This window comes from Pseudomonas sp. N2-3-1-14 (genome assembly GCF_041228395.1).
Lineage (GTDB): Bacteria > Pseudomonadota > Gammaproteobacteria > Pseudomonadales > Pseudomonadaceae > Aquipseudomonas.
Genome location: NZ_CP166199.1, coordinates 531,807 through 554,606, shown reverse-complemented (window position 1 = coordinate 554,606; position 22,800 = coordinate 531,807). Strand labels below are relative to the sequence as shown.

Sequence of the window (22,800 nt, the reverse complement as noted above, 5' to 3'; positions counted from 1 at the left end):
GAATGTCTTCCTTGCTACGCGCCACCCTGATCACCCTGGCCTTGCTGACCGCCGCCGGTTGCACCAGCAAACCCGTGCTCAACACCCAGCACGAGCTGCCGGCCGGCACTCAGGTGAGCGAAGAAACCATGAAGCAGGTCATCGTCACGGCCCTGCAAAAACGCGAGTGGACCGTGCAGCGTTTCAGCCCACAACTCGTACAGGCCCAGATCACCGTGCGCAACCAGTTCTACGCGGCCATCGACATCCGTTACAGCCGCAACAGCTACGCCATCACCTACCGCGACAGCCGCGACCTGGGCTACAAGGACGGCAAGATCCATCGCAACTACAACCGCTGGGTGAGCATGCTCGATCGCGACATCATGGCGGCGCTGCGCAGCAATGGCGTGGGTAGCGCGCCGGGGCCTGCGGCGCAGTCGTTTGAGCAGACAGGGGCGTCGAAGCAGAACTGAGGATCGCGGTCCGTCAGAAACGACAAAGGGCGCCTTTCGGCGCCCTCTTCACAAACAGGTTGGCTTGTCATCGCCGCTTCCTGCCTGGCTCTGCGATGGCTGGTTACCCAGGATCCTCAGAGTCTCACAAGCCCCTTTCGGGAACTCGGCCAGTATGCCTGAAAACAACTCGCCTGCAATCGGTGGCAAAGTGCCGCTTATTCCTTACCCACTTCATCGCAACCCCAGCGCACTGCGCACCGCTGCTTTTATCGCTGAAAACTGATCATTGGTGAGCTCCGCGATTTTGTAAGTTCGTTTTCCATGACGGTCTTTGCTTTTGATTCGATCCAGTCGCCCCAGGCTTACGGTCGCCACAATGTCGCACTTCGCCCAGCAGATGGGGTTCGCGCCCTGAAGATGACTGTCTAGCTGCAAATGATGCTCCAGCAGCGTTTGCGGGGCGGTGGTGCTCAAAGGCACAACCGTCACCAGCAGCTTATTGGTCCGGTGTTTGCGTATCACAATGACGGGTCGAATCTTGATGATTTCCGGGACCTCATAGCCTCGAAAATCACAAATCAACACGCTGCCCTCCTTGGGCTGATAGAGAAGTGCCATCCATATCACTCGCTTGAAAAAGAGCGATTCTGCGCAGGTTTCTGGCTAATCACTAAGCCAGTTCCGTTACCTGATATGTGACTTCGCCTACACCACGGCCTTGCGCGTCAACAACTCCACAAACGCCTTTGCCCTCGGCGACTGCGCACCCTTGCGCTGCACCAGCCATACCGCCGTGACCGCCTCCTGATCGAGCAATGTGCGATACACCACGCCATCAATGCGTATGCGCTGGTAAGACGCCGGCAGCACCGACACGCCCAAGCCCGCCGCCACCAACCCGATAATCGTCATCGCTTCCCCGGCTTCTTGGGCGAAGTGCGGGCTGAAGCCGGCGTCACGGGCCAGGTTGAGCAGCTGCGCGTAGAGGCCGCTGCCATAGCTGCGCGGGAAAAATACAAACGGCTCCTGCGCCAGTTGCGCCAGGTGCAAACCGCGCTCGCTGCCTTCCGCCAGCGGGTGGCCGGCGTTCAGTACGGCAACCAGCGGTTCGCGCATCAGCTCGATGACACTCAGCGAATCCGGCAACGGCAGCGGGCGCATCAGGCCGACCTGGATCGATTGATCCACCAACGATTCGGCCACTTCGGTGCTGCTCATTTCCTGCAGGCTCAAGTGCACCGCCGGGAAGGCCTGGCGAAACGCAAAGATCGCCTGCGGAATGCTCGAATTGAAGGGTGCGGAAGACGTGAAACCAATCTTCAGTTCCCCCAGCTCTCCCAACTGGGCACGCCGAGCGACATCCGCGGCCTTGTCGACTTGCGCCAGCACCAGTCGCGCCTCTTGCAGGAACAAGCGCCCGGCCTCACTGAGCTCGACCCGACGATTGGTGCGTTCAAACAAGCGCGCGCCCACCTCTTGCTCCAGGGCCTGGATCTGCTGGCTCAGCGGCGGTTGCGAGATGCCCAGCACCTGCGCGGCGCGGCCGAAATGCAGTTCTTCGGCAACGGCGATGAAGTACCGCAGGTGACGCAATTCCATGCAAACCTCATTAGGTCGTAAAAGCTATCAAACAGGTCGAACAATATATTGGAAAGAATCATTAGCCAGCTATATTCTTTTTTGCATTGCCAGTTCTGGCAGGCTTTCCCTCGCCGAGGTCCCCTTGAAATCTGCTGTCGCTCCATTTGCTCAAGAAGTCCCGCCTACCGCCCTGGATGAGGTGGTGGCCCAGCTCAACGAGCAGTTCATCGAAAAAGGCACGCCAATGTTCATGCGCACCGTGCTGGCGCTGTTCTCCGGTGGGTTTGCCACCTTTGCCCTGCTGTATTGCGTGCAACCGATGATGCCCGCGCTGTCCCACGAGTTTTCCATCAACGCGGCGCAGAGCAGCCTGATCCTGTCAGTCGCCACCGCCATGCTCGCGTTTGGCCTGCTGATCACCGGACCGATTTCCGACACCCTCGGGCGCAAACCGGTGATGGTCGCCGCGCTGTTTTGCGCCGCCCTGGCCACCATCGCCAGCGGCCTGATGCCGTCCTGGGAAGGCATCCTGCTGATGCGTGCGCTGGTCGGCCTGTCCCTGAGCGGCCTGGCAGCCGTCGCGATGACTTACCTGAGCGAAGAGATCCACCCGCAACACATCGGCCTGGCCATGGGCTTGTACATCGGCGGAAACGCGATTGGCGGCATGAGCGGGCGCCTGATCATGGGCGTGCTGATCGACTTCGTCAGTTGGCATACCGCCACGCTGATCATCGGCGCCCTGGCGTTGATCGCTGCCACGGTGTTCTGGAAGATCCTCCCCGAGTCGCGCAACTTCCGCGCCAGCAGCCTCAAACCGCGCAGCCTGGTAGACGGCTTTGTGATGCATTTCAAGGATGCCGGCCTGCCCTGGCTTTTTCTCGAAGCCTTCCTGCTGATGGGCGCGTTCGTGACGATGTTCAACTACATCGGCTATCGCCTGCTGGCGTCGCCTTACGCGTTGAGCCAGGCCGTGGTCGGCCTGTTGTCGCTGGTGTACCTGTCGGGCATCTACAGCTCGGCGAAAATCGGCTCGCTGGCCGACCGCCTCGGCCGGCGGCGCGTGCTGTGGGGCACAATCGTGTTGATGCTTTCGGGCATGTTGCTGACCCTGTTCACCCCGCTGTGGCTGGTGGTGCCGGGCATGCTGATCTTTACCTTCGGCTTCTTCGGCGCGCACTCGGTGGCCAGCAGCTGGATCGGCCGGCGCGCGGTCAAGGCCAAGGGGCAGGCGTCGTCGCTGTACCTGTTTTGCTACTACGTGGGCTCAAGCATTGCGGGGACGGCGGGCGGGTTCTTCTGGCACTTTGCCGGGTGGAACGGGATTGGCGGGTTTATCGTGGCGCTGTTGATTGGCGCGCTGCTGGTGGCGCTGAAGCTGGCGAAGCTGCCGCCACTGGGCCATGTGAAAGCCTGAAGATTTCTGGCTTTTAATGTGGGAGGGGGCAGCCCCCTCCCACATTGGTTTTGCGTTTATTCGTGATACTGGGCGGACAACTCGTGCACAGCACGCAAGAACGCGCCGGCGTGCTCCGGATTCACTTCCGGGGTGATGCCATGGCCGAGGTTGAACACATGCCCGGTGCCCTTGCCGTAGCTGGCCAGGATGCGGCCGACTTCGGTGCGGATCGCTTCAGGCTTGGCGTAGAGCACGGTCGGGTCCATGTTGCCTTGCAGCGCGACTTGGTTGCCAACGCGACGACGGGCTTCACCGATGTCACAGGTCCAGTCCAGGCCCAGCGCATCGGCGCCCGCGTCGGCGATGCTTTCCAGCCACAGGCCGCCGCCTTTGGTGAACAGGATGACCGGCACTTTGCGGCCTTCGTGTTCACGGATCAGGCCGCTGACGATCTTGCGCATGTAGGCCAGGGAGAATTCCTGATACGCCGCCGCCGACAGGTTGCCACCCCAGGTATCGAAAATCTGTACCGCTTGCGCGCCGGCCATGATCTGGCCGTTGAGGTAGGCGGTAACCGACTGCGCCAGTTTATCCAGCAGCAGGTGCATGGCCTGTGGGTTGTCGTAGAGCATGGCTTTGGTCTTGCGGAAGTCTTTCGACGAGCCGCCTTCGACCATGTAGGTGGCCAGGGTCCACGGGCTACCGGAGAAGCCGATCAGCGGCACACGGCCATTGAGCTCGCGGCGGATGGTGCTGACCGCGTCCATCACGTAGCCCAGGTCTTTGTGCGGATCGGGGATCGGCAGGGCTTCGATGTCGGCCAGGGTGCTGACGACTTTCTTGAAACGCGGGCCTTCGCCGGTTTCAAAGTACAGGCCTTGGCCCATGGCGTCAGGGATGGTCAGGATGTCGGAGAACAGAATGGCCGCGTCCAGTTGTGGGTAGCGGTCCAGCGGCTGCATCGTGACTTCGCAGGCGAACTCCGGGTTCATGCACAGGCTCATGAAGTCGCCGGCGTGGGCGCGACTGGCGCGGTATTCCGGCAGGTAGCGACCGGCCTGACGCATCATCCACACGGGCGTGACGTCTACGGGTTGCTTGAGCAGGGCACGAAGGAAACGGTCGTTCTTGAGGGCAGTCATGTCGGCATCCGCAAAAAAAGTGCGGGCATTTTCTCAGAGCGCGACGCAAAAGGCACGGAGTGAGCCGTGCCTTTTGTCTATCGGGTCAATTTGTCGCGGACATTAAAGCGCTGCAAAACCAATGTGGGAGGGGGCTTGCCCCCGATTGCAGTGTGTCAGTTTCAGTCTCTGTCACTGAACCACCGCTATCGGGGGCAAGCCCCCTCCCACATTTTGATCCCATTTCAACCTGGGATCAGACTTGCAGGTAATCCAGGATCCCTTCAGCGGCATTGCGCCCTTCGAAGATCGCGGTTACCACCAGGTCAGAACCGCGCACCATATCGCCACCGGCGAAGATTTTCGGGTTGCTGGTCTGGTGCTTGTACTGGCCTTGTTCCGGGGCCACAACGCGGCCCTGGCTGTCGGTCTGGATTTCGAACTGCTCGAACCACGGCGCCGGGCTTGGGCGGAAACCGAAGGCGATGACCACGGCATCGGCCGGGATGATCTCTTCGGAACCCGGGATTGGCTCGGGGCTGCGACGGCCACGGGCGTCCGGTTCGCCGAGACGGGTCTCGACCACTTTCACGCCTTCGACACGGTCCTCGCCGACAATGGCGATCGGCTGGCGGTTGTAGAGGAATTTCACGCCTTCTTCCTTGGCGTTCTTCACCTCTTTGCGCGAGCCGGGCATGTTGGCTTCGTCACGACGGTATGCACAGGTCACCGACTTGGCGCCCTGGCGAATCGATGTGCGGTTGCAGTCCATCGCGGTGTCGCCACCGCCCAGTACCACAACCTTCTTGCCTTTCATGTCGACGAAATCTTCCGGCGACTTTTCAAAGCCCAGGTTGCGGTTGACGTTGGCGATCAGGAAGTCGAGCGCGTCATACACGCCCGGCAGGTCCTCACCGGCAAAGCCGCCTTTCATGTAGGTGTAGGTGCCCATGCCCATGAACACCGCATCGTATTCGGCGAGCAGTTGCTCCATAGTGATGTCTTTGCCGATTTCGGTATTGAGGCGGAACTCGATACCCATGCCGGTGAACACTTCACGACGGTTGCTCAGTACGGTTTTTTCCAGCTTGAACTCGGGGATGCCGAAGGTCAGCAGGCCACCGATTTCCGGGTTCTTGTCGAACACCACCGGTGTTACGCCGCCACGCACCAGCACGTCGGCGCAGCCCAGGCCCGCCGGGCCCGCGCCGATGATCGCAACACGTTTGCCGGTCGGTTTGACCTTGGACATGTCCGGGCGCCAGCCCATGGCGAACGCGGTGTCGGTGATGTACTTCTCCACCGAACCGATGGTCACCGCGCCAAAGCCGTCGTTGAGGGTGCAGGCACCCTCGCACAGACGATCCTGCGGGCACACCCGGCCACACACTTCCGGCAGGGTGTTGGTCTGGTGCGACAGCTCGGCGGCGGCGAGGATGTTGCCCTCGGCCACAAGCTTCAGCCAATTGGGAATGAAGTTGTGCACCGGGCACTTCCATTCGCAATACGGGTTACCGCAACCCAGGCAGCGGTGGGCCTGGTCGGCCGAGTGCTGGGGTTTGAAGGGTTCGTAGATTTCCACGAACTCTTTCTTGCGTTGACGCAACAGTTTCTTCTTCGGATCTTTGCGCCCGACATCGATGAACTGGAAGTCGTTATTCAGACGTTCAGCCATGTTAAAACCTCATCAAACTCTTCAGGCGCATATCACTGCGGGTTGGCACGGATGCTGGAAAGCAACGATTTCAGGTTGGCAGCCTTGGGCTTGACCAGCCAGAAACGACGCAGGTAGTCATCGAGGTTTTCAGCGAGGTTACGACCCCATTCGCTGTTGGTTTCCTCGACGTATTCGTCCAGCACATGCTGCAAGTGGTTGCGATAGGATTCCATCGCTTCGCCGCTGATCCGCTGGATCTCGACCAACTCGTGGTTGACCTTGTCGACAAAGGTGTTGTCCTGGTCGAGCACGTAGGCGAAACCGCCAGTCATGCCCGAGCCGAAGTTGTAGCCAGTCTTGCCCAGCACCGCGACAAAACCACCGGTCATGTACTCGCAGCAGTGATCGCCCGTGCCTTCCACCACGGTGTGGGCACCGGAGTTACGCACCGCGAAACGCTCACCGGCCGTTCCGGCTGCAAACAGCTTGCCGCCGGTTGCGCCGTACAGGCAGGTGTTGCCGATGATGGCACTGTCTTGAGTCTTGTAGACGCTGCCGACTGGCGGAACGATCACCAGCTTGCCGCCGGTCATGCCCTTGCCTACGTAGTCGTTGGCGTCACCTTCCAGGTACATGTGCAGGCCGCCGGCGTTCCACACGCCGAAGCTCTGGCCCGCAGTGCCCTTGAAACGGAAGGTGATCGGCGCCTTGGCCATGCCCTGGTTGCCGTGCTTGCGCGCGATTTCGCCGGAGATGCGTGCGCCGATGGAACGGTCGCAGTTGCAGATGTCCAGGGCGAATTCGCCACCGCTGGCGTCGTTAATCGAGGAACTGGCCATGTCGACCATCTTCTCGGCCAGCAGGCCTTTGTCGAACGGCGGGTTGCGGTCCACCTGGCAGAATTGCGGCTTGTCTGCCGGGATGTGATCGCTGCCCAGCAGCGGCGTCAGGTCCAGGTGTTGTTGCTTGGCGGTCTGGCCTTCGAGGATGTCGAGCAGGTCGGTACGCCCGATCAGTTCTTCGAGGGAGCGCACGCCCAGCTTGGCCAGCCACTCACGGGTTTCTTCGGCGACGTAGGTGAAGAAATTCACCACCATGTCGACGGTGCCGATGTAGTGATCCTTGCGCAGCTTCTCGTTCTGAGTCGCCACGCCGGTGGCGCAGTTGTTCAGGTGGCAGATGCGCAGGTATTTGCAGCCCAGGGCGATCATTGGCGCGGTACCGAAGCCGAAGCTTTCGGCGCCGAGGATCGCCGCCTTGATCACGTCGAGGCCGGTTTTCAGGCCGCCGTCGGTCTGCACGCGCACTTTGCCGCGCAGGTCGTTGCCGCGCAGGGTCTGGTGGGTTTCCGCCAGGCCCAGTTCCCACGGCGCACCGGCGTACTTGATGGAGGTCAGCGGGGATGCGCCGGTGCCGCCGTCGTAGCCGGAGATGGTGATCAGGTCGGCATAGGCTTTGGCCACGCCAGCGGCAATGGTGCCCACGCCGGCTTCCGCGACCAGTTTCACCGAGACCAACGCCTGCGGGTTGACTTGTTTCAGGTCGAAAATCAGCTGCGACAAGTCTTCAATCGAGTAGATGTCGTGGTGCGGCGGCGGCGAAATCAGGGTCACGCCCGGCACCGCATAACGCAGCTTGGCAATCAGGCCGTTGACCTTGCCGCCTGGCAGTTGCCCGCCTTCACCCGGCTTGGCGCCCTGGGCGACTTTGATCTGCAGCACTTCGGCGTTGACCAGGTATTCCGGGGTGACACCGAAACGGCCGGTCGCGACCTGCTTGATTTTCGAGCTCTTGATGGTGCCGTAGCGCGCCGGGTCTTCACCGCCTTCGCCGGAGTTGGAACGCGCACCCAGGCGGTTCATGGCTTCGGCCAGGGCTTCGTGAGCCTCAGGCGACAAGGCGCCGAGGGAAATACCGGCAGAGTCGAAACGCTTGAGGATCGATTCGAGCGGCTCGATCTCGTTGATGGCCAGCGGCGTGTCCAGGGTTTTCACCTTGAACAGGTCGCGGATCATCGACACCGGACGGTTATCCACCAGCGCGGTGTATTCCTTGAACTTGGCGTAGTCGCCCTGCTGCACGGCGGCTTGCAGGGTGCTGACCACGTCCGGGTTGTAGGCGTGGTATTCGCCACCGTGCACGAACTTGAGCAGGCCGCCTTGCTGGATCGGCTTGCGCGCGCTCCAGGCTTCGGCTGCCAGGGCTTTCTGCTCGGCTTCGATGTCGACGAAACGCGCACCCTTGATGCGGCTCGGCACGCCACGGAAGCTCAGCTCGCAGACTTCTTCGGACAGGCCGATGGCCTCGAACAGCTGCGCGCCGCGGTAGGACGTGACGGTGGAGATGCCCATCTTCGACAGGATCTTCAGCAGGCCCTTGGTGATGCCTTTGCGGTAGTTCTTGAACACCTCATAGAGGTCGCCCAGCACTTCACCAGTGCGGATCAGGTCACCGAGCACTTCGTACGCCAGGAACGGGTACACCGCCGACGCGCCGAAACCGATCAACACCGCAAAGTGGTGCGGGTCACGGGCGGTGGCGGTTTCAACCAGGATGTTGGAGTCGCAACGCAGGCCTTTTTCGGTCAGCCGGTGGTGCACCGCACCGGTCGCCAACGAGGCGTGGATCGGCAGCTTGCCCGGCGCGATGTGGCGGTCGGTCAGCACGATCTGCGTACGACCAGCGCGCACGGCTTCTTCGGCCTGATCGGCGACGTTACGCACCGCGGCTTCAAGGCCCAGGCTCTCGTCGTAGTTCAGGTCGATGATCTGGCGGTCGAAGCCTGGGCGATCCAGGGTCATCAACGAACGCCACTTGGCCGGAGACACCACCGGCGAGCTGAGGATCACACGCGAGGCGTGCTCAGGCGACTCCTGGAAGATGTTGCGCTCGGCACCGAGGCACACTTCCAGCGACATCACGATGGCTTCACGCAGCGGGTCGATCGGCGGGTTGGTCACCTGGGCGAACTGCTGGCGGAAGTAGTCGTACGGCGTGCGCACGCGCTGGGACAGCACGGCCATCGGCGTGTCATCGCCCATGGAGCCGACGGCCTCGTAGCCTTGCTCGCCGAGCGGACGCAGCACCTGGTCGCGCTCTTCGAACGTGACCTGATACATTTTCATGTATTGCTTGAGCTGGTCGACGTCGTAGAAAGCCGAGCCGTGATCGTTGTCTTCCATGGTCGCCTGGATGCGCAGGGCGTTCTTGCGCAGCCATTGCTTGTAGGGGTGACGCGACTTCAAGCGGTTGTCGATGGCATCGGTGTCGAGGATCTGCCCGGTTTCGGTGTCCACAGCCAGGATCTGGCCAGGGCCGACGCGGCCTTTGGCGATCACGTCTTCAGGCTTGTAGTCCCACACGCCGATTTCCGACGCCAGGGTGATGAAACCGTTGGTGGTGGTGACCCAACGCGCCGGGCGCAGACCGTTACGGTCGAGCAGGCACACCGCGTAGCGGCCGTCGGTCATGACCACGCCCGCCGGGCCGTCCCACGGCTCCATGTGCATCGAGTTGTACTCGTAGAATGCACGCAGGTCCGGGTCCATGGTTTCGACGTTCTGCCACGCAGGCGGAATGATCATGCGCACGCCACGGAACAGGTCGATGCCGCCGGTGACCATCAGTTCGAGCATGTTGTCCATGCTCGAGGAGTCCGAACCCACGCGGTTGACCAGCGGGCCGAGCTCTTCGAGGTCCATCAAATCGTTGGCGAACTTGGTGCGACGGGCCACGGCCCAGTTGCGGTTGCCGGTGATGGTGTTGATCTCGCCGTTGTGGGCGAGGAAGCGGAATGGCTGAGCCAGCGGCCATTTCGGCAGGGTGTTGGTGGAGAAGCGCTGGTGGAACACGCAGATCGCGGTTTGCAGGCGCTCATCGCTCAGGTCTGGATAAAAGGCGGTCAAGTCCGCCGGCATCATCAGGCCTTTATAAATGATGGTCTTGTGCGAAAAGCTGCAGATGTAGTGGTCGGTGTCGGCAGCGTTGGCCACCGACGAACGACGACGCGAGGTGAACAGCTTGATCGCCATGTCCTGGTCGCTCAGGCCTTCGCCTGCGATGAACACTTGTTCGATCTGCGGCAGGCGCTCCAGGGCCAGACGGCCGAGCACGCTGGTGTCGATTGGCACTTTGCGCCAGCCGACGAGCTGCAGGCCGGCAGCCAGGATCTCGCGGTTCATGTTTTCGCGAGCGGCTTCGGCTTTAACCGGGTCCTGGTTGAAAAACACCATGCCCACGGCGTACTGCTTGGGCAGGTCGACCGCAAATTGCGCTTTTGCGACAGCACGCAGGAACTGGTCGGGCTTTTGAATCAGCAAGCCGCAACCGTCACCGGTCTTGCCGTCGGCGTTGATCCCACCGCGGTGGGTCATGCAGGTCAGGGCCTCGATGGCCGTTTGCAAAAGGGTATGACTGGGCTCGCCCTGCATGTGGGCTATCAGGCCGAAACCGCAGTTATCCTTGAATTCATCGGGTTGGTACAGACCTGCTTTCATAGACACTTTCTCACCAGGCTGCCTCTTATAACGAGGCAAATTTCTTTTCAATTCAACCGGTTACCTTCCACGCCGAACGTACGCCGGCTTAGCGGGGGCAAAAGGGAGGTCATTGTACACACCGACACGAACGCTCACAAATTTAACGACGAAATGTCGCAAATCTATGTCGCATTTATGAAAGGTTTAAAACGATATGCTGTGCTAGTCAAAACTTTTTTAATTTTGACCGCTACGACTCAAAAGCAACGGGCGCAGACACCACAAAGCGCGCGGCCTTCAGGGCTGCACGCTTTTGTAGTTTTTTGAGGTGCCGGGAGAGGCGGCCTGGGTAAGGCCGCCGAATCTTCAGCGAGTTGTTGCCAGTTCCTGTTGGACGCTGGCGACAGTGCGAGGCCAAGGTTTACCAGCCTGAACCTTCGCTGGCAAGGCCTTGATAGCGGATTCAGCTGCTGCACGGCTGGAGAAGTTGCCGTAGGTGATCACGTAGAGAGGCTTGCCGTTGAGCACTTTCTTGAAATAACGGTACTCACCGCCCTGCTCTTTCACGAACGCCTGAGCGTTGGCTTCGGAGCTGGTGCCGAGGATCTGCACCACGAAGTTGCCGGTTGGCTGGCTGGTGTACCAGCTGCTGCCGGCGCCGCCTGCTTTGGCGACGGTCGCCGCAGGTTTCTCGGCAGGCTTGGCAGCCGGTGCCGGCGCTGGCTTGGCGGCTGGCGCCGGTGCGACAGGCTTGGTCACCGGCGCTGGCGCTGGCTTGGCGGTGGCGACAGTCGGTGCAGGGGTTGGCTTGGCAACCGGAGCTGCCGGCTGACCGGCTGGCACGCCCGCAGGCGGCGCGGTAGTGGTCACGGTCGGCGGCGTGGCGCTGGAGCCCTCCACCGGCACACCGTCGTCGCCTTCGGAAATGCCACCGGCTTCTTCGGCGAGCGGGCCACGCATTACCGGCTGGCCAACCATCGGCAGGTTGGTCGGTTGGCCGGAGTTGGCGAATTCGACGTTTGGTGTGGGCTTGCCCAGTGGCAACTGCGCCTGTTCGGTTGGCGCGCCGGCGGTGGTGGGCGCCTTGCTACGGCCAGGGATCAACCAGGCGGCGGCGACAGCGACCACGACAACGGCGGAAATAGCCAATACGTGCTTCTTAGGCATAGTAAACCCCATCTTTGGACGCTTAACCGCAGAGCGGCTTGCAATCATGGCTTCGATCAAGGCATCCCGGGCAACCTGGTTGATGGTGCCAGGCCAGCCGTCGGAGCTTTCGTGAATATCAGAGATCTGCGCAGCGGAGAAAAGTTCGATACCGGCCCCGGCGCCCTCAAGGCGTTGCGCCAGGTATTCGCGGGTTTCTTCCTCTTCGTACGGCTGCAATTCGATAACGTGAAACAGCTCCTGATCACCGCTGATCTGCTCCAGATCGGCGATCAACGACGACTCGCCAAACAGGAACACGTGCGGGCGGCCTTCAGGCGTGCCCGCAGCCAGCGCTAACAGCGCCTCCAGGGCGGATTCGTCGAGCTGCTCGGCGTCGTCCACCAGCAGGTAGACTTCCTGGCCGGTCAGGCCCAGCTGCACCACTTGCTTGAGGATCGCGTTCGGCTCGGCATTGGATACGTTCAGCGCCTGGGCCACTTGGCGCAATACGCCCGCCGCGTCACCGGCACCGCGGGCCGACACCACCACGCTCTGTACCGATTGCTTGTTGGTGCTGGCGACCAGTGCCTGGCGCAGCAGGGTCTTGCCGCTGCCCAACGGCCCGGTGACCACCAGCAACAGCTGACTGTAGCGCGCCAGATGGTGCAACTGACCAAGCACCGGCTTGCGCTGGGCAGGGAAAAATTTGAAGCCAGGTACCCGCGGAGCAAAAGGGTCGTGGCTTAACTGGTAATGGCCGAGGAACGCCTCGTCGGCATGCAAACTAGTCATCGGGATCTTATTAACCTTTAAGCTGGGCCAGGGCGCGGTAATCCGCTCCCAGCGTGGCCTGTAAAATCTCTTTCGGATAATCGTCGGTCACTACCGCTTCGCCTATGTGGCGCAGCAGCACCAGTCGTAGGCGACCGTCGATCACTTTCTTGTCTATTGCCATATGTTCGAGGAAATCCGCCTCGGTCATCTCCTCAGGAGGAACTACCGGCAAACCGGCGCGCTGGAACAAGCCAATACCCCGATCCCGCTCCTGGGCACTGATCCAGCCCAGGCGTTGCGACATCTCCAACGCCATCACTGTCCCAGCCGCTACGGCTTCCCCATGCAACCACACACCATAGCCCATGTGCGTTTCGATCGCATGGCCGAAGGTGTGACCCAGGTTCAAGGTGGCGCGTACGCCAGACTCCCGCTCGTCGGCATTCACCACCAGCGCCTTGGCGGCGCAGGAGCGGGAAATCGCTTCGGTAAGTGCCACTTGATCCAGAGCGCGCAGGGCGTCCATATGCTCTTCAAGCCAGGTCAGGAACGGCTCGTCGCAGATCAGCCCGTACTTGATGACTTCCGCCAGGCCCGCCGACAGCTCGCGCGGTGGCAGCGTGTTCAGCGTCGCGGTGTCAATCAGCACGGCCTGGGGCTGATAGAACGCACCCACCATGTTCTTGCCCAGCGGGTGGTTGATGCCGGTTTTGCCGCCTACCGACGAATCGACCTGGGACAGCAAGGTGGTCGGCACCTGGATAAAGTCCACACCGCGCTGATAACAGGCCGCCGCAAAGCCGGCCATGTCGCCGATTACACCGCCGCCCAAAGCGACCACCGTGGTCCGGCGGTCATGACGCGCAGTCAGCAGGCCATCAAAGATCAGTTGCAGGGTTTCCCAGTTCTTGTGGGCCTCGCCGTCAGGCAGGATCACCGAAATCACCGAGTACGCCGCAAGGCTGCGGCTCAGGCGCTCAAGATACAGCGGCGCGACCGTTTCATTGGAGATGATCGCCACTTGCCGACCGGCAATATGCGGGGCGAGCAACTCGGGCAGGTCCAACAAACCCTCGCCAATATGGATTGGGTAGCTGCGCTCGCCTAGATCGACCTTAAGTGTCTGCATGTGTCCCCGCGTGAAGATGGATATACGATCGGCAACGCTCGGATCTGACGCTGCCTGATGGCTCTACGCCACACCTCGAAGGCTGTTAGCGCGCCGCCGAGAATAGCGCATTTCGGGTCTGGCTTTAACGGGGTGGCAGCTGCTGTAAACGCTCGAGAATGTCGAGAACGACCATTCGCGGCGGCCGCTCATCGGTTTCCACCACCAGATCGGCAATTTCCCGATACAGCGGATCGCGCAGCGCCAGCAAATCCCGCAGGGTTTTTGCCGGGTCAGCGGTGCGCAACAATGGGCGATTCCGGTCGCGGGCGGTGCGACCCACTTGCTGCTCGACTGACGCATGCAGGTAGACCACGCGCCCACCGGCATGCAGCGCCCGGCGGTTTTCATCGCGCATGACAGCGCCGCCGCCGGTGGCCAATACCAAGCCGTCGCAACCGCACAGCTCGGCAATCATCGCCTGCTCGCGGTCGCGAAAGCCCAGTTCGCCTTCCTTATCGAAGATCCATGGGATATTGGCGCCCGTGCGCAATTCAATTTCCTTGTCGGAATCTTTGAATGGCAGGCGCAGCTCTTTGGCCAGCAAACGGCCGATGGTGCTTTTTCCAGCCCCCATCGGTCCTACAAGAATCAAATTTCGCACAGAATCAACGACTCACAGCAATCGCCTGGTTATTCATAATACGCGGAGTCAGGAATACCAGCAGCTCGGATTTTCTTTCCGCCATCACATCGCGCCGGAAAAGGCGGCCAAGATACGGCACATCGCCTAAAAATGGCACTTTATCTACCACTTTGCTTTGGGTGTTGGAGAAAACGCCACCGATGACGATGGTCTCGCCATCCTTGACCAGCACCTTGGCGTTGACTTCGTTTTTCTTGATCGGCGGCACGTCGTTGAGCTTGTTCAGGTAGTCGGGCTCATCCTTGGTGACCTTGACCTCCATGATCACCCAGCCATCAGGGGTGATTTGCGGGGTCACCTCCAGCGATAGCGAAGCTTCCTTGAACGACACTGAGGTGGCGCCACTGGAGCTGGATTCCTGATAGGGAATCTCGGTGCCCTTGAGGATCCGTGCCGTTTCCTTGTCGGAAGTGACCACCTTGGGCTGTGAGACGATTTCGCCGTTGCCGGTTTTCTCCATGGCCGTCAGTTCAAGGTCCAGCAACAGGTTGTTGGTGATATAGGCGATGCCCAAGCCCGATGTACCGGTGAGCGCTCCCATGTCGACAAATGGCGAACTGACAGGGTTCTGCGGTGGCTCGGCACCGGCGGCCAAGGGTTTGCTGATGCCCCCAGCGCCCCAATTGGCACGGTTGAGTCGCCCTCCCCAGCGCACGCCGAGGCTTTTGTCGTAATCAACATTGGCCTCGACGATCCGTGCCTCGATCATCACTTGGCGCACCGGGACGTCCAGCTGCGCCACAATCCGGCGCAGCTCTTCGAGGCGCTCGCCAGTCTGGTAGGCAATGATGTTATTGGTGCGGTCATCCACTGCCACGGAACCGCGCTCATCGCCGACGCCTTCAAGGCCTGTCACCGACTGGAACAGCTTGGCCAGGTCCGCCGCCTTGGCGTAGTTGACCTGCAACAGCTCCCGGCGCAAAGGCGCCAGCTCAGCCATCTGCCTGCGCGATTCCAGCGTGAGCAATTCACGCGCAGCCAGCTCATCGGCGGGTGCCACCAGCAAAACGCCGGCCTTCACCCGCTTATCCAGCCCTTTGGTCTGCAATACCAGGTCCAGCGCCTGGTCCCAGGGCACGTCCTTGAGCCGCAAGGTGATGGAGCCTTGCACTTCATCGCTGGCAACCAGGTTGAGCCCGGCGACATCGGCAATCTGCTGCAATACCGCACGCACATCGATGTTCTGGAAGTTGAGGTTCAGTTTGGCGCCGTGGTAGGTGCCTGGCGCCGCACTGCCAGGCGGCGGCAGCTGGATCAGGTCCACACGAGTGGGCACAGCGAATGCCGTCGGTGCCGTGAACGCTATCCATAGCGCCACACCGAAGGACGAGAAAGTCCATTTCATTGTTTGATTCCGTTATGAGTTGAGTTTCAACACGAGGGTTCGCGGGCGCTCCAGCCACGCGCCCTGTTTATCGGGGAACAGCTCTGCCAGTTCGATGTAGCCGTCATGAATGGCCGTGACCTTGCCGTGGTTCGGCCCCAGGTAGTCGCCAACGGCCAGCCGGTGCACCGTGGAGGCCACACGCAACAGCGCAAAGCTCTGCTCCCCACGGGACAGCGTACCGACCATCTCGAACTGGTCGATGGCGACTTTTTCCAGGGCGCCGCGGACCCGGGCAAGGTCAGGCGCCAGCACCGGGCGTCCGGGCAGGTGTTCAACCTGCAATGCGACCGGCTGGAACGGGTCACGCAGGGAAAATGCGTCGTAGACAAATGCTGGCGCCGACTCGAAAACCGAGTCAGGTTCGCCGCGCAGCGACGTGCTCCGGTAGGTCTTCACCAACATGCCAAGGCGCAGCAACGACCCTTCAGAACGAAGCGTGATGTCATGCACGGTAACAATCCGAGACAAGCCGCCCAACGCACTCACGAAGGTAGCCAGGTCGTGGTAGGCCCCAACCACATCGACCTGCACCGGCTCCTCGATGTAAAACGGCCGAGTTTGCTCGTCCAGCACCGTGACACCTTCAACCACCACGCCGTTGGCAGCCACCAGCCGCGCAATTTCATCCAGCAGGGCTGGCATGTCAGGTGCGCCAGACAACTGCCCTAAGCCCCCATCGGTTTTTTCCTGCATCACCTGAGCCGGGTGGGCGCTGCCCTCAAGGCGGGTGGCCAGATCGACCTTCTGCGCGAGTACCTGTTGTAAGACCTTTTCCTGCGCCTCCCACTCGTGCAAACGCTCGCGTGACGGGCTCAAATAAACGCTATCGCCCACCGCCAGCACCAAGCCTGCCAGCGCACAGCCCAGCAGAAGCTTGCCCGGCAAGGGCCATTTCGAAGCGTTGTGAGAGAACGTGGAAAAGTCGAGCCTGGGCAGGCTCAAGGCTGAGCCTCGGTGGATTCCCCCTGGCGCACCATCAATTGGAATTCGTTACCGCCACGCTCGCCCTCTACCCGCACATGCTGAAGCCGAGTGGCGTGGGTGCCCTGCGAAGCTTCCAGGCGGCGCATCAGTTGAGCAATGTCCTGGCTGGACTCGGCACTGCCGCTGACACTGATGGTGTCGCCGTTCGCCACCACTTCATGCAGATGGACACCCTCGGGCACCGCGCGGGCCAGTTGATCAAACATCTGCGCGCTGGAAGAGCGGGCATCATGCAGGTCCTGCACGACTTTCATGCGCGCGGCCAGTTGCTGGCTTTGCTCCTGCAAGTCGTCGATGGTCTTGATGCGCGAATCGACGACAGTCACTTCTTTGCTCAGATGGTTATTGCGCGCGCCCTGCCGGTCGATGGCCTGGTCAATCACCTGGTCCGCCAGCCATAACGCCGCGAAGGCCGCACAGGCGAACGCCAGCAAAAACATCAGAAAGTATTTGCGACGCCGGTCCGCCAGGGCTTGGCGCCAAGGCAAAAGGTTGATTCTTGTCATCAAGCGAAACTCCTCAGGGCCAACCCGCAAGCAATTCCCATCCCGTGGGCATCCACGGCCCATTGTGTGCCATCGACTTGATGACCCGGCGTGAAGCTGGCGAAATCCTGACTGCAAGCGCGCTCCAATGCAAACCCTTCGACATCCACTACCCGTGTCACGAGCCCCGCCAGGGCCAAAACCGCAGTGCGCGCCTCGACCTGCTCCCTCAGGCAGGCAGCCAGTAAAACCTCGACCCGGCCGGATCCTGGGCCGAGGGGCCGCGCACCTGAAAATCGATGGCTACATCATCCAGCGGGTAAGGAATGTACTGGTCGGCTTCCATCTGGATCTTCCAGACCATCTCTTCATCACTGAGCCCGGCCTCCATGTCGATGACCCGCGTGATGACCGACGGGCCCGCCACAGCGACGGCCGCCTGCCGAGCGGACGTACGCAGCCGGGATAACGCCAGGTGCAAGGCCCGCCCTGCCTCTTCAAGGTCCAGCAAGGTGCCATCGACCATCGCATTCGGCGGCAACACCTGGATGCTGTAGCCCTGCACCCGGTAACCCGCGGCCGAATGGCCCAGTTCTATCAGCTTGATGCCCGTGTCATTGATGTCGACGCCCAGCAGGGTGTCGGTTTTGCGCCTGAAAAATCCTTTTCTCATAAAACTCCCCAAAACTTTGCCTGTCATACCGCCTGATTGCCGCCGGCCATCGTGCATTCGGTCGACTTGTTTGAGTGGCGTGAATGACGCCCCAAGCCGAAAAATGCTTTAATGCCCAGCGTTTTTTCCCGCTATTTATCTGCTGCTCGGGTCGATCCATCGTTTGCCATGCATGCCCCGACGCCTAACTCATTCTTTTCTCTGGAAATCCAAAAGCCTTGATTCGTCTGCTGAAGTTTTTCGGGTACTCCATTGTCGCGATTGTCTGCGGGCTGCTGCTCGTACTCAGCGGTGCCTACCTCTACCTTAGTCCGGGTTTGCCTTCCGTAGAGGCACTCAGAAGTATCCAGTTGCAGATTCCTTTGCGGGTCTACAGCAGCGACGAAAAACTGATCGCGGAGTTCGGCGAGATGCGCCGCACACCGATCCGTTTCGCCGACATTCCACCCAATTTCATCAATGCCCTGCTGTCGGCAGAAGACGATAATTTCGCCAATCACTACGGCGTTGACCCCAGCAGTCTGGTGCGTGCGGCTACCCAGCTGGTAAAAAGCGGACACATTCAATCCGGTGGCAGCACCATCACCATGCAGGTGGCGAAGAACTTCTTCCTCACCAGCGAGCGCAGTTTTTCGCGCAAGGCCACTGAAATCCTGCTGGCCCTGCAGATCGAACGCCAGCTGACCAAGGACGAGATCCTTGAGCTGTACGTTAACAAGATCTACCTGGGCAACCGCGCCTACGGGATCGAGGCGGCGTCGCAGGTCTACTACGGCAAGTCGATTCGTGACGCCAGCCTGGCGCAAATGGCAATGATTGCCGGCCTGCCCAAGGCCCCTTCGCGCTTTAACCCGCTGGCCAACCCGGCGCGCAGCAAAGAGCGCCGCGACTGGATCCTCGGCCGCATGTACAAGCTGGGCAAGATCGACCAGGCCGCCTATGAAAGCGCCGTGGCCGAACCGCTGAATGCCAGCTACCACGTGCCGACGCCGGAAGTGAACGCACCGTACATCGCTGAAATGGCGCGCGCCGAGATGGTCGGCCGTTACGGTAGCGAGGCCTACACCGAAGGCTTCCGCGTGACCACGACCGTTCTCAGCAACTTGCAGGAAATTGCCAACAACGCGGTACGCGATGGCCTCGTCACCTATGACCAGCGCCACGGCTACCGGGGCCCCGAATCCCGCCTGCCAGGCAAGACTTTGAGCGCCTGGACCACTGAACTGGGCAAACAGCGCCCGATCAGCGGCCTGGAGCCCGCCATCGTCACCCAAGTGAAGAAAGATGGCGTGCAGGTGCTGACCCGCTCCGGCGAAGCGCACGTGGCGTGGGACAGCATGAAGTGGGCACGTCCCTTCCTGAACACCAACAGCATGGGCCCGATGCCCAAGCAGCCGTCGGACGTGGCACAGGTGGGTGATTTGATCCGCGTGCAACGCCAGAAAGACGACAGCCTGAAATTCAGCCAGGTCCCTGTGGCCCAAGGCGCGCTGGTGTCCCTGGACCCGCAGAACGGTGCAATCCGTGCCCTGGTCGGCGGTTTTGCCTTCGAGCAGAGCAACTACAACCGTGCCATCCAGGCCAAGCGCCAGCCGGGCTCGAGCTTCAAGCCGTTCGTCTACAGCGCCGCACTGGATAACGGCTACACCGCCGCCAGCCTGGTCAACGACGCCCCGATCGTGTTTGTCGACGAGTACCTGGACAAGGTCTGGCGCCCGAAGAACGACACCAACACCTTCCTCGGCCCGATCCGCATCCGCGAGGCGCTGTACAAGTCGCGTAACCTGGTGTCGATCCGCCTGCTGCAGGCAATGGGCGTGGGCAAAACCATCGACTACATGACGCGTTTCGGCTTCAACAAGTCGGACCTGCCGCCCAACCTGTCCCTGGCGCTGGGCACCGCGACTCTCACGCCGATGGAGATCGCCACGGGCTGGAGCACCTTTGCCAACGGCGGCTACAAGATCTCACCGTACCTGATCGACAAGATCGAAAGCCGCAATGGCGACACCCTGTTTACCGCCAACCCTCCGCGCGTGCCGGGTGACGTGGTCAACGGCGTGGCGGCGCCTGATGGCATCGCGGCGCCCAGCAACGGCGGCATCACCATCGAGCCGACACCGGGCGCAGCGCCAGCCACACCGAACACCACCGCCGCGAACGAGCCACAAACGCCAGCAGTCGCTGAACGCGTAGTGGATGGCCGCACCACGTATATCCTCAACAGCATCCTGGAAGACGTGATCAAGAAAGGCACCGGCCGTCGCGCCCTGGCGCTGGGCCGTGCGGACATCGCCGGCAAGACCGGTACCACCAACGACTCCAAGGACGCCTGGTTCTCCGGCTACAACGCCGACTACGTGACCACCGTGTGGACCGGCTACGACCAGCCGGAAAGCCTGGGTCGCCGCGAGTTTGGTGGCACCGTCGCGCTGCCGATCTGGATGAGCTACATGGGCGCGGCCTTGAAGGACAAGCCGCTGCACACCCAGCCTGAGCCTGAAGGCATTCTCAGCCTGCGGATTGACCCGGTGAGTGGCCGTGCGGCTTCGCCAAGCACGCCGAACGCGTACTTCGAGCTGTTCAAGAGCGAAGACACGCCGCCGTCGGTCAACGAACTGGGCAATGGCGTTGCACCGGGCAGCCCGCTGCCGGCGGATGAAGGGGCGCCGATCGATTTGTTCTGATCGCGACCTCAAGCCGACGAGGTGCAAAATGTGGGAGGGGGCAAGCCCCCTCCCACATTTGGATGTCTAAACAGCTCCAGTTAAATCGCAGGTAATAAAAAGCCCCGACTCGCAAGAGCCGGGGCTTTTTGTTGGTGCGCTACAACGGCTTAGCCGTTGAACACATCGTCCACGCTTTGCAGCGGGTAATGTTTCGGATACGGCAGGGTCGCCACACCGGTCTCGATCGCGGCTTTGGCCACGGCATCGGAGATCAGGGTGATCAGGCGCTTATCCATTGGTTTAGGAATGATGTACTCACGGCCGAACGCCAGTGGAGCACCACCGTACGCATCGCATACATCCTGAGGCACCGGCAGTTTGGCCAGTTCACGCAGGGCATTGGCCGCAGCCACTTTCATCTCTTCGTTGATGCGCTTGGCGCGAACGTCCAGGGCACCGCGGAAGATGAACGGGAAGCCCAGTACGTTGTTGACCTGGTTCGGGTAGTCCGAACGGCCGGTGGCCATGATCACGTCGTTACGGGTGGCGTGGGCCAGTTCCGGGGAGATTTCCGGATCAGGGTTGGAGCAGGCGAACACGATCGGGTTGGCCGCCATCGACTTGAGGCCTTCGGCGCTCAGCAGGTTCGGGCCAGACAGGCCAACGAACACGTCTGCACCGTCAAGGGCGTCAGCCAGGGTGCGCTTGTCGGTCGCGTGGGCAAACATCGCCTTGTACTGGTTCAGGTCGGTACGCTCGGACTGAACAACGCCCTTGCTGTCGACCATGAAGATGTTTTCCAGCTTGGCGCCCATGCTCACCAGCAATTTCATGCAGGAGATGGCCGCAGCGCCGGCACCCAGGCAGACGATTTGCGCGTCAGCCAGGGTTTTGCCGGCGATTTCCAGGGCGTTGATCATGCCGGCCGCGGTAACGATCGCGGTGCCGTGCTGGTCATCGTGGAATACCGGAATGTCGCACTGCTCGATCAGGGCCTTTTCGATCTCGAAGCACTCAGGTGCCTTGATGTCTTCCAGGTTGATGCCACCGAACGTGATGGAAATGCGCTTTACGGTGTCGATGAAAGCCTGCGGGCTTTCGGAATCGACTTCGATGTCGAAAACGTCGATGCCGGCAAAGCGCTTGAACAGCACGCCTTTACCTTCCATGACTGGCTTGGACGCCAATGGGCCAAGGTTGCCCAGGCCGAGAATCGCGGTGCCATCGGAAATCACTGCAACCAGGTTGCCTTTGCCGGTGTACTTGTACGCCAGTTCAGGGTCGCGGGCGATTTCACGTACGGGCTCGGCAACGCCAGGGCTGTAGGCCAGCGACAGGTCGCGGGCGGTGGCAGTGGCTTTGGTGAGCTCTACACTCAGCTTTCCTGGACGAGGATGGGCATGATATTCGAGAGCGGCAGTTTTCAAATCAGACATATCGGCATTCCGCTTTTACTGTTGGTCGACGGACCGCCGAGGATACGCGTGTCGCAAAGTCCCTACAAGACTGGGCAGTCACAGGTGTCAAGGGCCCTGCGCTACGACTTTTGGCCAAGAGCCACGGGATACAAGGGCTCAACTGTTCACAATCGCATTAAAAAATGTCTACAATTTTTTTATTAAAATTGATTTGAATCACGCGCGACCAAATTGCAGGCACAAAAAAGGCGTCCCAAAGGACGCCTTCTTCAACAGCTGACAAAAACCCGAAGGGCTTTTGAGCCTTACTCTGCTGGAGTAGCAGGCTTCTTGCCGAAAGCACCAAAGCGATCTGCGAAGCGCTGTACACGGCCGCCGGTGTCCAGAGTTTTCTGCTTACCGGTGTAGAACGGGTGGCACTCGTTGCATACGTCAGTACCCAGTGGCTTGCACAGGTTCGAACGTGTTTCGAACTTGTTGCCGCAGCTGCAGGTTACTTCGATGGTTTCGTACGCTGGATGGATATCGGCTTTCATGGTGACTTCCTCGGGCTAGCGTGCCGCCACTCGACACTATTGTCGAATACCGCACGTAATTAGGCCGCGGATTCTACCAGACCTTTTTAAACGCGCAAGCGGCGCTTGCGGCCGATTGCCCACATATAAGCCCCTTTCATCAGAAAAACCCCCGACACACCACGATCAATATGGGAGCCGGGTGGTGTTGTGGCAAGCCTGCTCGCCACAAAAGGCCCAGCGCCCACAGAAGCGCTGC

At 60.9% G+C, this 22,800-nt stretch carries 15 protein-coding genes and 2 pseudogenes; 3 read left to right on the top strand and 14 right to left on the bottom strand.

The genetic code is table 11. The annotated features are described in order from the left end of the window. The first annotated feature begins 2 nt into the window (after positions 1 to 2). Positions 3 to 455, top strand: a complete 453-nt coding sequence (locus AB5I78_RS02590; RefSeq protein WP_106577536.1) for a hypothetical protein — start codon at positions 3 to 5, stop codon at positions 453 to 455. 213 nt (positions 456 to 668) lie between these two features. On the opposite strand, the gene AB5I78_RS02585 is transcribed toward AB5I78_RS02590, so the two are convergent. Together AB5I78_RS02585 and AB5I78_RS02580 are read right to left on the bottom strand one after the other, a co-directional pair. After that, positions 669 to 1,055, bottom strand: a complete 387-nt coding sequence (locus AB5I78_RS02585) for a type II toxin-antitoxin system PemK/MazF family toxin (RefSeq protein ID WP_145160000.1) — start codon at positions 1,053 to 1,055, stop codon at positions 669 to 671. A gap of 87 nt (positions 1,056 to 1,142) precedes the next feature. Next, complete coding sequence (locus AB5I78_RS02580) at positions 1,143 to 2,036, bottom strand: LysR family transcriptional regulator (RefSeq protein ID WP_106577534.1); 894 nt, start codon at positions 2,034 to 2,036, stop codon at positions 1,143 to 1,145. A gap of 172 nt (positions 2,037 to 2,208) precedes the next feature. Here AB5I78_RS02580 and AB5I78_RS02575 point away from each other — a divergent pair, with 172 nt between their 5' ends. Continuing rightward, positions 2,209 to 3,435 carry an MFS transporter gene (locus tag AB5I78_RS02575; RefSeq protein WP_370004712.1) on the top strand — a complete coding sequence of 409 codons (1,227 nt, stop codon included), beginning with the start codon at positions 2,209 to 2,211 and terminating at the stop codon, positions 3,433 to 3,435. 56 nt (positions 3,436 to 3,491) lie between these two features. On the opposite strand, the gene hemE is transcribed toward AB5I78_RS02575, so the two are convergent. The 10 genes and pseudogenes from hemE to pilM form a co-directional block, all read right to left on the bottom strand. Further along, the gene (gene hemE, locus AB5I78_RS02570) at positions 3,492 to 4,559 is read right to left on the bottom strand and encodes a uroporphyrinogen decarboxylase (RefSeq protein WP_106577532.1); all 1,068 of its coding nucleotides are present in this window, start codon (positions 4,557 to 4,559) and stop codon (positions 3,492 to 3,494) included. 235 nt (positions 4,560 to 4,794) lie between these two features. Continuing rightward, positions 4,795 to 6,213, bottom strand: coding sequence for an FAD-dependent oxidoreductase (locus AB5I78_RS02565; RefSeq protein ID WP_003171228.1), 1,419 nt, complete (start codon positions 6,211 to 6,213; stop codon positions 4,795 to 4,797). 32 nt (positions 6,214 to 6,245) lie between these two features. Further along, positions 6,246 to 10,691: a glutamate synthase large subunit gene (gene gltB, locus AB5I78_RS02560; protein ID WP_369301626.1), complete on the bottom strand. Its 4,446-nt coding sequence runs from the start codon at positions 10,689 to 10,691 to the stop codon at positions 6,246 to 6,248. A 348-nt stretch (positions 10,692 to 11,039) separates the two neighbouring features. After that, positions 11,040 to 12,614, bottom strand: coding sequence for an SPOR domain-containing protein (locus tag AB5I78_RS02555; protein WP_369301627.1), 1,575 nt, complete (start codon positions 12,612 to 12,614; stop codon positions 11,040 to 11,042). A 10-nt stretch (positions 12,615 to 12,624) separates the two neighbouring features. Beyond that, complete coding sequence (aroB, locus tag AB5I78_RS02550) at positions 12,625 to 13,725, bottom strand: 3-dehydroquinate synthase (protein ID WP_145159990.1); 1,101 nt, start codon at positions 13,723 to 13,725, stop codon at positions 12,625 to 12,627. A gap of 124 nt (positions 13,726 to 13,849) precedes the next feature. Then, positions 13,850 to 14,368, bottom strand: coding sequence for a shikimate kinase AroK (gene aroK / locus AB5I78_RS02545; RefSeq protein WP_145159987.1), 519 nt, complete (start codon positions 14,366 to 14,368; stop codon positions 13,850 to 13,852). 4 nt (positions 14,369 to 14,372) lie between these two features. Continuing rightward, positions 14,373 to 15,626: pseudogene (locus AB5I78_RS02540) on the bottom strand (type IV pilus secretin PilQ); the annotation flags it as partial. Between the two features lie 141 nt (positions 15,627 to 15,767). Further along, positions 15,768 to 16,739: a pilus assembly protein PilP gene (locus AB5I78_RS02535; RefSeq protein WP_369301631.1), complete on the bottom strand. Its 972-nt coding sequence runs from the start codon at positions 16,737 to 16,739 to the stop codon at positions 15,768 to 15,770. Further along, the gene (locus AB5I78_RS02530) at positions 16,736 to 17,287 is read right to left on the bottom strand and encodes a PilN domain-containing protein (RefSeq protein ID WP_369301632.1); all 552 of its coding nucleotides are present in this window, start codon (positions 17,285 to 17,287) and stop codon (positions 16,736 to 16,738) included. The genes AB5I78_RS02535 and AB5I78_RS02530 overlap by 4 nt, the downstream gene beginning before the upstream one ends. Continuing rightward, positions 17,287 to 17,939: pseudogene (pilM, locus tag AB5I78_RS02525) on the bottom strand (type IV pilus assembly protein PilM). Before pilM ends, AB5I78_RS02530 begins: the two are co-directional and overlap by 1 nt. A 221-nt stretch (positions 17,940 to 18,160) precedes the next feature. Between pilM and AB5I78_RS02520 the strand changes: the two are divergent. Beyond that, positions 18,161 to 20,626 carry a penicillin-binding protein 1A gene (locus AB5I78_RS02520; protein WP_370004710.1) on the top strand — a complete coding sequence of 822 codons (2,466 nt, stop codon included), beginning with the start codon at positions 18,161 to 18,163 and terminating at the stop codon, positions 20,624 to 20,626. Positions 20,627 to 20,775: 149 nt separating this feature from the next. Here the strand turns inward: AB5I78_RS02520 and AB5I78_RS02515 are convergent, their stop codons facing one another. After that, complete coding sequence (locus AB5I78_RS02515) at positions 20,776 to 22,044, bottom strand: malic enzyme-like NAD(P)-binding protein (protein WP_056860619.1); 1,269 nt, start codon at positions 22,042 to 22,044, stop codon at positions 20,776 to 20,778. A 287-nt stretch (positions 22,045 to 22,331) separates the two neighbouring features. After that, positions 22,332 to 22,562, bottom strand: coding sequence for a 50S ribosomal protein L31 (gene rpmE, locus AB5I78_RS02510; RefSeq protein WP_049710411.1), 231 nt, complete (start codon positions 22,560 to 22,562; stop codon positions 22,332 to 22,334). Between the last annotated feature and the right edge of the window lie 238 nt (positions 22,563 to 22,800).